This is a genomic window from Streptomyces sp. NPDC001634 (assembly GCF_040298185.1).
Lineage (GTDB): Bacteria > Actinomycetota > Actinomycetes > Streptomycetales > Streptomycetaceae > Streptomyces.
Window position 1 is genome coordinate 1 of sequence record NZ_JBEOZU010000168.1, and the last position, 9926, is coordinate 9926.

The 9926-nt window shown below is 72.0% G+C and carries 9 protein-coding genes; 5 read left to right on the forward strand and 4 right to left on the reverse strand.

Going from position 1 to position 9926, the window contains the following annotated elements; translation table 11 throughout:
- The 5 genes from ABT186_RS46500 to ABT186_RS46520 form a co-directional block, all read left to right on the forward strand.
- A partial coding sequence (locus tag ABT186_RS46500) for an oxidoreductase C-terminal domain-containing protein (RefSeq protein ID WP_351930464.1) occupies nt 1–632 on the forward strand: 632 nt, incomplete at its 5' end.
- Nucleotides 633–809: 177 nt separating this feature from the next.
- Nucleotides 810–1175 carry an Rv2175c family DNA-binding protein gene (locus ABT186_RS46505; RefSeq protein ID WP_351226392.1) on the forward strand — a complete coding sequence of 122 codons (366 nt, stop codon included), beginning with the start codon at nt 810–812 and terminating at the stop codon, nt 1173–1175.
- 155 nt (nt 1176–1330) lie between these two features.
- Complete coding sequence (gene thiE, locus ABT186_RS46510; protein WP_351226390.1) at nt 1331–1981, forward strand: thiamine phosphate synthase; 651 nt, start codon at nt 1331–1333, stop codon at nt 1979–1981.
- 129 nt (nt 1982–2110) lie between these two features.
- The gene (gene metF, locus ABT186_RS46515; RefSeq protein WP_351226388.1) at nt 2111–3034 is read left to right on the forward strand and encodes a methylenetetrahydrofolate reductase [NAD(P)H]; all 924 of its coding nucleotides are present in this window, start codon (nt 2111–2113) and stop codon (nt 3032–3034) included.
- Between the two features lie 56 nt (nt 3035–3090).
- The gene (locus tag ABT186_RS46520; RefSeq protein WP_351930466.1) at nt 3091–4041 is read left to right on the forward strand and encodes an SCO2102 family sporulation regulator; all 951 of its coding nucleotides are present in this window, start codon (nt 3091–3093) and stop codon (nt 4039–4041) included.
- Nucleotides 4042–4112: 71 nt separating this feature from the next.
- On the opposite strand, the gene ABT186_RS46525 is transcribed toward ABT186_RS46520, so the two are convergent.
- The 4 genes from ABT186_RS46525 to ABT186_RS46540 all read right to left on the reverse strand — a co-directional run bounded on the left by ABT186_RS46525 (nt 4113) and on the right by ABT186_RS46540 (nt 9703).
- Nucleotides 4113–5609: a phytoene desaturase family protein gene (locus ABT186_RS46525; RefSeq protein WP_351226384.1), complete on the reverse strand. Its 1497-nt coding sequence runs from the start codon at nt 5607–5609 to the stop codon at nt 4113–4115.
- Between the two features lie 476 nt (nt 5610–6085).
- A complete protein-coding gene (locus tag ABT186_RS46530; RefSeq protein WP_351226382.1) occupies nt 6086–6718 on the reverse strand; it encodes a TetR/AcrR family transcriptional regulator in 633 nt (210 codons plus the stop codon).
- Between the two features lie 56 nt (nt 6719–6774).
- On the reverse strand, nt 6775–8859 hold the full coding sequence (locus ABT186_RS46535) for a YhgE/Pip family protein (RefSeq protein WP_351226380.1): 2085 nt from the start codon (nt 8857–8859) through the stop codon (nt 6775–6777).
- Nucleotides 8831–9703, reverse strand: coding sequence for an ATP-binding cassette domain-containing protein (locus ABT186_RS46540; RefSeq protein ID WP_351930468.1), 873 nt, complete (start codon nt 9701–9703; stop codon nt 8831–8833). The genes ABT186_RS46535 and ABT186_RS46540 overlap by 29 nt, the downstream gene beginning before the upstream one ends.
- Nucleotides 9704–9926 lie beyond the last annotated feature (223 nt).

Below are 9926 nucleotides of genomic sequence, written 5' to 3' on the forward strand. Positions count from 1 at the left end.
GGTACGCGGACAGCGGGGCCGAGCTGCGCACCCACGCGCGCGTGGAGCGCATCGAGCCGGGCGCCGTCGTGCTCGACGACGGCTCGCGGGTGCCGGCGGGCGCGGTGGTCGTGGGTATAGGAGCGCGTCCGGCGACGGCATGGCTCCGCGGCTCGGGTATCGAGCTGGGCGTCCACGGCGAGGTGCTGGCCGACGAGCATCTGCGCACGTCGGCGCCGGACGTGTACGCGGTGGGGGACTGCGCCTCCTTCCCGTCGGGGCGCTACGAGGAGCGTCTGCTCGTCCACCACTGGGACAACGCCCTCCAGGGCCCGCGCACGGTGGCCGCGAACATCATCGGGGAGACGCCGATGGCGTACGACCCGGTGCCGTACTTCTGGTCGGAGCAGTTCGGTCGCTTCGTCCAGTACGTGGGCCACCACGCCCCGGCCGACACGACGGTGTGGCGCGGCGACCCGGCGGGCGCGGCCTGGTCGGTGTGCTGGTTGCACGAGGGCCGCCTGGTGGCCCTTCTGGCGGTGGGCCGCCCCCGGGACCTGGCCCAGGGCCGCCGCCTGATCGAGTCGGGCCTCCCGATGGATCCGGACCTGCTGTCGGACCCGTCACGCCCGCTCAAGGAGGCGACGGCGTAGGGGCACCTTCTTGGCGTAAGGGGGCCCCTTGACGTATCGGTCACTCTTCGGGCGTAAGGGGCCGCGCAGGGTGACGGCGCACGGGGACTCCCCCGGCGGCGCCGAACCGTCCCCTGCCTCGCCCCGCCGGAGGCTCTCGGCTTCCGACTGTCAGTCCGGGATGGCACGCTTAATCCCGTGACCGAGATTGACGCAAAGATCGATGCTCTCGTCCCCGCCTGGCTCACCCTCCCCGACATCGCCGAAGCGTTCGGCGTCGAGGTGACCCGCGTCCGGCAGCTGGTCAAGGAGGGCCAGCTCATCGCCGTACGCCGTGGTGAGAACCGCGCGCTGCACGTCCCCGCCGCCTTCATCGACGGGGACAAGGTCGTCAAGGGCCTGTCCGGCACCCTGACGCTCCTGCGGGACGACGGCTTCACGGTTGAAGAGATGATCGAGTGGCTCTTCACCCCCGACCCGACCCTGCCCGGCACCCCCGCGCAGGCCCTCAGCGAGAATCGCGGCACGGAGGTGAAGCGCCGCGCGCAGGCGCTCGCCGTCTGATCCGATCCGTCTGATTCGATCCGGCGATCTGATCCAAGTCTGATTCGAGAACAACCGTCCGGTGTACGGGCCGGGGTCCAGGGACCTGGACACGGCCCCCGGTCGACCGCGCCCTGCCGCGGCCCGTACGCCACCGACATCGGGGGGACCCCACCGTGTCCGACACCGCCCGCACCGCCCGGCTCGCCGACGCCCGTGTCTATCTGTGCACGGACGCCCGCAGACGTCAGGGCGACCTCGCCGAGTTCCTCGACGCGGTCCTGGCCGGTGGCGTCGACATCGTGCAGCTGCGCGACAAGGGCATGGAGGCCGCCGAGGAGCTGGAGCACCTCCAGGTCTTCGCCGACGCCTGCGCCCGCCACGGCAAGCTGCTGGCGGTGAACGACCGCGCGGACGTCGCCCACGCGGCCCGCTCCGACGTCCTCCACCTCGGCCAGGGCGACCTGCCCGTTCCCGCGGCCCGCGCCATCATCGGCGACGACGTCCTCATAGGCCGCTCCACGCACTCCGAGGCGGAGGCCGAGGCCGCCGCCGTCCAGGAGGGCGTGGACTACTTCTGCACGGGCCCTTGCTGGCCCACCCCCACCAAGCCCGGCCGCCCCGCCCCCGGTCTCGGTCTGGTCCGCCACACCGCCGCCCTCGGTACCGACCGCCCCTGGTTCGCCATCGGCGGGATCGACCTCGGCAACCTGGACGAGGTCCTGGAGGCCGGCGCCCGTCGTGTGGTCGTCGTCCGCGCGATCACGGAGGCGGACGACCCGGGCGCGGCGGCGAAGGAGTTCGCGAAGCGACTGCGCACGGCGTAGGCGGGGCGACGGACCGCCACCGGGCCCGGCTGGACCCGCCGTGTCCGATGGGTGGACAACAAGTCGACAATTCGGGCAAATTTCCGGCGCTCGGTTGGGGGACCGCCTCGCCGTGGCTAACCTGCGACTATGGCCCTCGGAACCGCATCCACCAGGACTGATCACGCACGGACCGTGCGTGACATGCTCGCCGCCGGCAAAACGACGTACTCGTTCGAGTTCTGGGCTCCGAAGACGGAGAAGGGCGAGCGCAATCTGTGGAACGCGCTCCGCAGGGTCGAGGCGGTGGCTCCCAGTTTCGTCTCCGTCACATACGGGGCGGGCGGCTCCACGCGCGCGGGCACGGTGAAGGCGACCGAGCAGATCGCCGCCGACACCACGCTCACCCCGGTCGCCCACCTCACCGCGGTCAACCACTCCGTCGCCGAGCTGCGCAACATCATCGGCCAGTACGCCGACGCCGGAATCCGCAATATGCTCGCCGTCCGGGGAGACCCGCCCGGCGACCCCATGGGCGACTGGGTTCCGCACCCCAAGGGCCTGACCTACGCGGCCGAACTCGTCCGGCTCATCAAGGAGTCGGGCGACTTCTGCGTGGGCGTCGCCGCCTTCCCCGAGATGCACCCGCGCTCCAGCAGCTGGGACACGGACGTCGAGCACTTCGTCGACAAGTGCCGGGCCGGCGCCGACTACGCGATCACACAGATGTTCTTCCAGCCCGATTCGTATCTGCGCCTGCGCGACCGGGTCGCCGCGGCCGGCTGCACGACCCCGGTCATCCCCGAGGTCATGCCCGTGACCAGCGTGCGGATGCTGGAGCGGTTGCCGCAGCTCAGCAACGCCGCCATCCCGGCCGGTCTGAAAGAGCGAATCCTCACAGCAAAAGACGATCCGGCGGCGGTACGCTCGATCGGCATCGAGTTCGCCACGGAGTTCTGCGCGAGGCTGCTGGCCGAGGGCGTCCCCGGACTGCACTTCATTACACTCAACAACTCCACGGCGACGCTGGAAATCTACGAAAACCTGGGCCTGCACCACCCGCAGCGGGCCTAGACCAGCCGCACCGCCATACGACACACTGCGTAGCGGCCACTGGGAGAGGGGCGTACATGGGCTGGACGGTCCTCTACATCGCGTTCGGCATCGTCGCGCTGTGGCTGCTCGGCGAGGTGCTGCTGCAGTACAAGGCTCGACTGCGCTGGCGACTGCTCGCCTTCGTCGGCTTCCTCGGCGTCGTGCTCGGCGTGCTGATCCCCTCCGTGCTGGTCATCGGACTGGGCGCGGCCGCGTTCGCGGTCGGGCAGACCTACGTCACGCTGTCGTTCCGTCGCGGGTTCGCGGCCGGCTGGGCCGTCGGCAACCGCCCCCGCGAGGGCGGGGGCGGGGGCAGCAAGCGCCGCCGGGGCGAGGCGGCCCGCCAGGACCAGGCGGCGGAGGACTCCGACCTCGAGTCGACCGCTGCCGGAACGTACCGCCAGGACGCCCCGTACGACGACGACCACGACGACGTCTTCTCCCGGTCCCAGCCCGTGGAGACCGCGGCCGAGGCGACCACCGTGTACGCACCGCAGCCGCTGCCCGAGGAAGTCGAGACCGGCACCTACGGCGTCTACACGAACGCGGCGTACGCGGCCGCGACCGACGCCTCGTCCTTCGCCGGCACCGGCCAGCCCCAGGACCAGCAGGCCTACGCGTACGACGGTTACTCCGGATACGGCCAGCAGCAGTACGGCTACGACAACGGTCAGCAGCAGTACACCGGCTACTCCGACCCGTACGCGGGCACGCAGACCTACGGCAACGGCTCGTACGACACCTCGTACGGCGGCCAGCAGCAGTACGGACAGCAGGGCTACGGCCAGGATCAGTACGGCACCGGCACTTACGGCGAGACCCCGCCCGGCGGTGTCTGGGTTCCCCAGCAGCGCAGCACCGGCGACGCCCTCGGCGGCGAACTCCCGCCGGAACAGCAGTACCCGTACCAGGGCAACGGCACGGCGCAGGGGAACGGCACGGCGCAGGGCAACGGGCACGGCTACGACGAGCAATACCGCTTCTGAGCGGGTGCGATCTTTGAGGGCCCGGTGCGCAGCGCCGGGCCCTCATCGCATGAGCGGGCGCCCCGGTGCCCTTACTGCGAGCCCCGGAAATCCGGTCCCTCCACGATGAGCCCGGCGACCAGGGCGCCCGACATACCGGCATGCGGGAGGCCGCCGCCGGGGTGGGACCAGCCGCCGACCGTGAACAGGCCCGGTACACGGGTGGTGTTGGACGGCTGCAACAGACGGCCGCCGGCCGCGGCGAGGGCCGGTGCCGGGACCGCGCCACCGGCCGCGCCGGTGTCCTCGGCGATGTCGGCCGGGGTGCGCACCTCGCGCCACAGGACGCGATCGCGCAGACCCGGTATCGCGCGCTGGGCGGCGTCCAGGATCCGGTCCACATCGGACTCGGACGGGCTCAGACCCGACGGCGCCGTGACCGTCAGCGTGACCGCCTCGTGCCCGGCGTCGGGCACCAGCGCGGGGTCGTCCGGGCGCAGCACGGTCACCGTCGGGGCGGGCGGAAGCCCGGCGGGCTCCCCGAAGAGGTGGTCCAACTCGCCCTCGCGGTCGGCCGTGTGGACGACCGTCCGGTGCGCGGTGCCCTCCGGCCGGCCCCCGCGCAGCGCCAGCAGCACCCTCAGCCGGCTGGGCATCACGCGCTGCGGAGCGACCTCGCCCGCACCCCGCGCGGCCGCCGTCCCCGGGAGCACGCGGTCCAGGACGCCGGGCGCCACCCCGGCCACCACATGGTCCGCCTCCGCCACGGAGCGGTCGGCCAGCTCCACGCCCGCCGCCCGGCCGTCCTTCTCGACGATCCCGGTGACCTCGGCGCCGAAGACGAACTCCACCCTCCGGGCCACGCACCGCTCGTACACGGCACGCGCCAACTCCCGTATTCCGCCCCGCACATACCAGGTGCCGAAGGCATGCTCCAGGTACGGCAGCACGGCCGCGCTCGCCGGAGTCGTCCGGGGATCCAGGCCGTACGCCAGGGCATGGCTCTCCAGAAGGGCAGCCAGCCGCACATCGCGCAGCTCCCAGGCGCCGACCTCGGCGAGCGTGCCGGCCCGCCGGGTGCGCAGCAGCTTCTTGTGCGGCACCGCCGGGTACGGCTCGCGCTCGGCCAGCACCGTCCAGTTGGGCCACAGCGGCTCCTCCAGGAGCGGCCGGCGGGTGCGGTCCCAGGCCTCGCGGGCCCGCACCAGGAAGTCGCCCCAGCGCTCGCCCGCGCCCCCGCCGAGCGCCGCGTCGATCTCCGAGACGGCGCCCGCGCGCGACGCGTTCGGCAGCGAGAGCTCCGTGCCGTCCGCGAAGACGTGCCGTGACGACGGGTCCACCTGGACCAGCTCGACGCACTCCTCGAGCGGCTCCCTGCCGGTCTTGACGAACAGATCGCGCCAGACCGCGGGCAGCGGCAGCAGGCCCGGGCCGGTGTCGAAGGAGAAGCCGTCACGCGTGAAACGGCGCACCGCACCGCCGTACGTCTCCGTACGCTCGTACACCACCACCCGGTGGCCCGCGACGGCCAGCCGGGCGGCGGCCGCCATCGCGCCCATCCCGGCGCCGATCACCGCAATCCGTGCCATGCCGGCGACTCTATCGGCAGCCACCGACAGTCCGGCCGCGGGCCCGTGACCAGCGCTTTCTCCAGGGCCTCCGTACCCTCCCGGCGCGGCCGGGGGAGTAGCGGCACGGAGGGGCTCGTCACCAGTACGTAGCGAAATGTCCTGGGCGTGAGTGCCCAGGACTGAGTATCCGTACCTAGTCGGTGAGATGAGTACGCGCGCGGATGGGGGCCGACCTGCGCGAACGAGAAAGTGGAGGCACGGAAAGGGGCGCGGCTCCGGCACCGCCGACACGGGGCGGCGGAACGGTGCCCGCCCTTGGCCGCTCCTTCCGCCGGCCGGTTCGGCGGAAGCGAGGCACGGGGGGACCTGGGGGAACGACCGAACGGGGGACACGGGGGGACACGGGGAAGCACGACGGAGCGCCGGTTCGAGACGGCCCGCGGGGAACGCGGCCATCCCGGACCGGCGCTTTCGTGCGCCGGGCGCGACAGGACCTAGCTGCCGCCGCTCACCCGCCCCTGGATCAGCCGCGACAGCGCCGCGTGGACGTCGTCCAGGGAACGCTCCGGCTGGAACGACTGCCAGTCCAGGGCCGCCACCAGGACCATGCCGACCAGCGCGGCCGCCGTCAGCGGGACGTCGATCTCCTCGCTGAACTCGCCGTTCGCCACGCCTTCGCGCAGCACGCCCTCGATCACCGCGACCACCTGCTGCCGGACCACCATGAGCGTGGACTGCCAGGCCCGGTTGGTGCGCCACAGCTCGGCCACGTACAGCTGGGTGAAGGCCGGGTAGCGGGCGATGAAGCCGAGCCCCGCGCGGATCATCGCGTCCACCGCGTCCACCTTGGTGCCGCCGGCCAGGTCGGTCTTCTCGGCCGCCTCCCGGAGGGAGTCGGTGAGGAGCCCCACCCCGTGCCGCAGCAGCTCCTCGAAGAGGACCGACTTGCTCGCGAAGTTGTAGTAGACCGTGCCCTTCGCGACCCCGGCCCGCTCGGCGATCTCGTCGACGGTGGTCGCGGAGAAGCCCTGCTCCGCGATGAGGGTGACGGCCGCCTCGTAGAGCTTCTGCCGGGTCGCCTCGCGGCGGCTCGAGCCGCCTCCCGCGGCGGCGCTGCTGCGTTCCATGAGCTTGATTGTCACAGGACCGGCCGGGTGCGGGGGCACGGGCCCGGCTGTGGCCGTCACAGGCTCAGCTCCGGATGCAGCCGGTCCAGGGTCCACACCTGCCTGCGGCGGGCCGACAGCGCGGTGAGCGCGAGGGCGCCGGCGGTGAAAGCCACGAGCACGGCGCACGCCTGCCACACAGGCCCGAGGCCGCCGCCCGTGATGAGCCTCCTGAGCGCCCCGACGACGTAACTCATCGGCAGGAAGGGGTGGATCGCGTTGAAGAAGCCCGGACTGGTCTGCACGGGGTACGTCCCGCCCGCGGACGTCAACTGGAGCATCAGCAGGGCGAGTACGAGGATCCGGCCCGCCGCCCCGAAGCGCGCGTTAAGCCACTGGACGAGCGCCGCGAAGCACGCCGACACCAGGAACAGGAAGCCGATCGTCCCGGCCGCCCGTGCCATCTCCAGACCGATCGCCCAGTGCAGCACCGCCATGAGGGCGGCCGTCTGCAGCACGCCCACGAGGGCCACCGGCAGCCAGCCCGCGAGCGCGATCCGCCAGGCCGAGGCGCCCGCCGCGAGCGCCCGCCGGTTCAGCGGCGGGATCAGCATGTACGCCACCATCGCGCCCACCCACAGGGACAGCGGGATGAAGTACGGGGCGAAGCCGGTGCCGTAGTTGGGCGCCTTGTGCAGGTCCCTGGAGGCGAGCTGGACCGGGTCGGACATGACCTGGGTGCGCTCGTCACGGTTCTTCTTGTCGTAGTCGGGGATCCTGTCCGCACCGCTGTGCAGTCCGCCGGCCAGCTTCCCGGAGCCGTCGACGAGCTTGTACATGCCTCCGTTGAGGTCGATCGCGCCCGTCTTCAGGGCGCCGACGCCCGTGTCCAGGTCCGCGGCCCCCGCCTTGGCGGTGCCGAGGCCGGTGTTCAGCTTCCTGGCGCCGCCTGCGACCTCGGCGGCGCCCCTGTTGAGCGCATCCACCTTGGTGACCGCGTCGTCAAGGTTCTCGGAGAGGTGCGGCGCCGCCTTGGCGAGCGCCCGGGCCTGCCGCTGCAGGGTCTTCAGGTCCTGCTGCATGGCGGTCATGTCGCCGTGGTAGTCCCGCACCACGGTGTTCACGTCCTTGGCGAGCCGCGCCGCGTCCGCCGCGGCGTCCTTCGCCTTCTTCAGGTCGCCGCAGGCGAGGTCGGGCACGGGCTGCGCGACGCAGCGCCTCTCGTAGACCGCGTCGAGGGTCTCGGATGCCTTGCGAGTGCCGCTCTCCGCGATCGGGGCCGTGGTGACGAACGCGTCCAGATGGTCGCTGATCACACCGGCCGAATCGGCCACCAGGGTCGCGGTGTCGGCGATCTGCCGGCCGTTCTCCTTCAGGAAGGGGCGCACCTGGTCGGCCGCGCCGCTCACCCGGTCGGCCAACGCCTGGGTGCCGTCCGCGACCTGCTGCGCACCGTCCTGGAGGTCGCCCGCGCCCGTGGTGAGCTTCGTCAGGCCGCCCGACAGCTGTCCGCTGCCCTTCTTGGCCTCCGTGAGCCCGTCGGCGAGGTCCTTGGAACCCTTCTCCGCCTTGCCGATGCCGCCCGTGAGCCGGTCGGCCCCATCGGCGGCCTTCACGGTCGCCCCGTGGATGTCCGAGAACGAGATGAAGATCCTGTCGAGGAACGACCGCGACGTCTTCGTCGAGGCCGCCGCGCGCACCTCGTTGAACACCGTCTTGGAGATCTGCCCGACGATGTAGTTGTTCGCGTCGTTCGTACGGACCTGGAGGGCGCCCGTCTCGGGGGAGTCCCCCGAGCTGGAGGCGATCCGCTCGCTGAAGTCGGAGGGCATGGTCAGCGACAGGTAGTACGTGCCGTCCTCGACGCCCTTCCTGGCCTCGGCGGCGCTCACCTCGTGCCATTCGAAGGTGTCGCTCTTCCGCAGCCCCTTGACGATGTCGTCGCCCGCCGCGACCCTGTGGCCGGCCGCCGTCGCCCCCTTGTCGTCGTTGACGAGCGCCACGGGGATACGGTCGAGCCGCCCGTACGGGTCCCAGAACGACCACAGGTACAGGGCGCCGTACAGCAGCGGCAGCAGAAGGAGCGCGACCAGCGCCGCGCGTGGCAGCCTTCCCCTGCCGAACCGCCTGAGCTCAAGCGCGGCCAGTTTCGGCGAGCGCATCCGCCGTCTCCTTGTCGTCGTCTCCGCCGTCCTCGGACGGGCCCTCGGGAGTGGCCTCCCCGGCCGCGTCCCCGGCAGTTGCTTCTTCGCGTACGTCCTTCACCGGCGCCGTCGACACCACCACCGCGCCCTCGGGGGCCTCGGCGCACACCGCGAGGACCGTGGTCCCGGCCTCGGTGAGCGACCTCAACAGTCCCCAGACCTCGGCCCGTTCGGCGGCGGACAGCTTGAGGTCGGTGTCGTCGACGGCCAGCAGGCGCGGACGGCCGATCAGGGCCAGTGCCACGGAGAGCCGCAGACCCTCCAGGCGTTCCAGGTCGCGTACGGCGGTCCGGGAGCCCTTGGGCAGCGCCTCGGGGTCGAGTCCGGCGGCGGCGAGGGCGGTGTCGATCCGCCGCCCCGCCTCGGCCGTGCTCCCCCAAGCTCTCGACTTCGCTCGAGCAGGGGGGACTCCCATCCCTCGCGGTCGCAGCAGCGAGCGCAGGGAGTCCCTGAACCGGCTCTCCAGCAGGGCCCGTTCACGCAGATGCTCGCCGACGGTCAGCGCCGGTTCGAGGTCGGTGACGCCGGGTACGTGCGCGAGCGCGCTGATCCGGCGGACCGCGGACATGTCCTTGGGCAGCGGGTGCCCGCCGACCGTGGCCCGCCCCTCGCTCGGCTTCATCCGTCCGGTGAGCGCGAGCAGCAAAGAGGTCCGCCCGGAGCCGGAGGGCCCCTCGACGGCGATGAGCGAGCAGGGTTCGGCGTCGAAGCCGACGCCCCGGAACGCCCAGCCGCGCGGTCCCTTCAGCCCGAAGTCCGCGGCACTGACGGCGACTCCGGCCGCTGCCCGTGGCACGTCCATGTCCCCCACACTCCCTTGGGGCGGGCGGCCCGGTCGAGGCCGCCCGCTTTTGAACTGACTGGTCAGTGCAAAAGCTACTCCGAACCTCTGAGCGAAGCAAAAGACCAGGTCAGAACGGATTGTCAGTGGCATACCTCACGATGGGCACATACGGCCACAGCGCCGTCACGCAGACGACAGGAGGTTCGTCATGGCCAGCCACCACGCAGCCGGCGCACGCCGG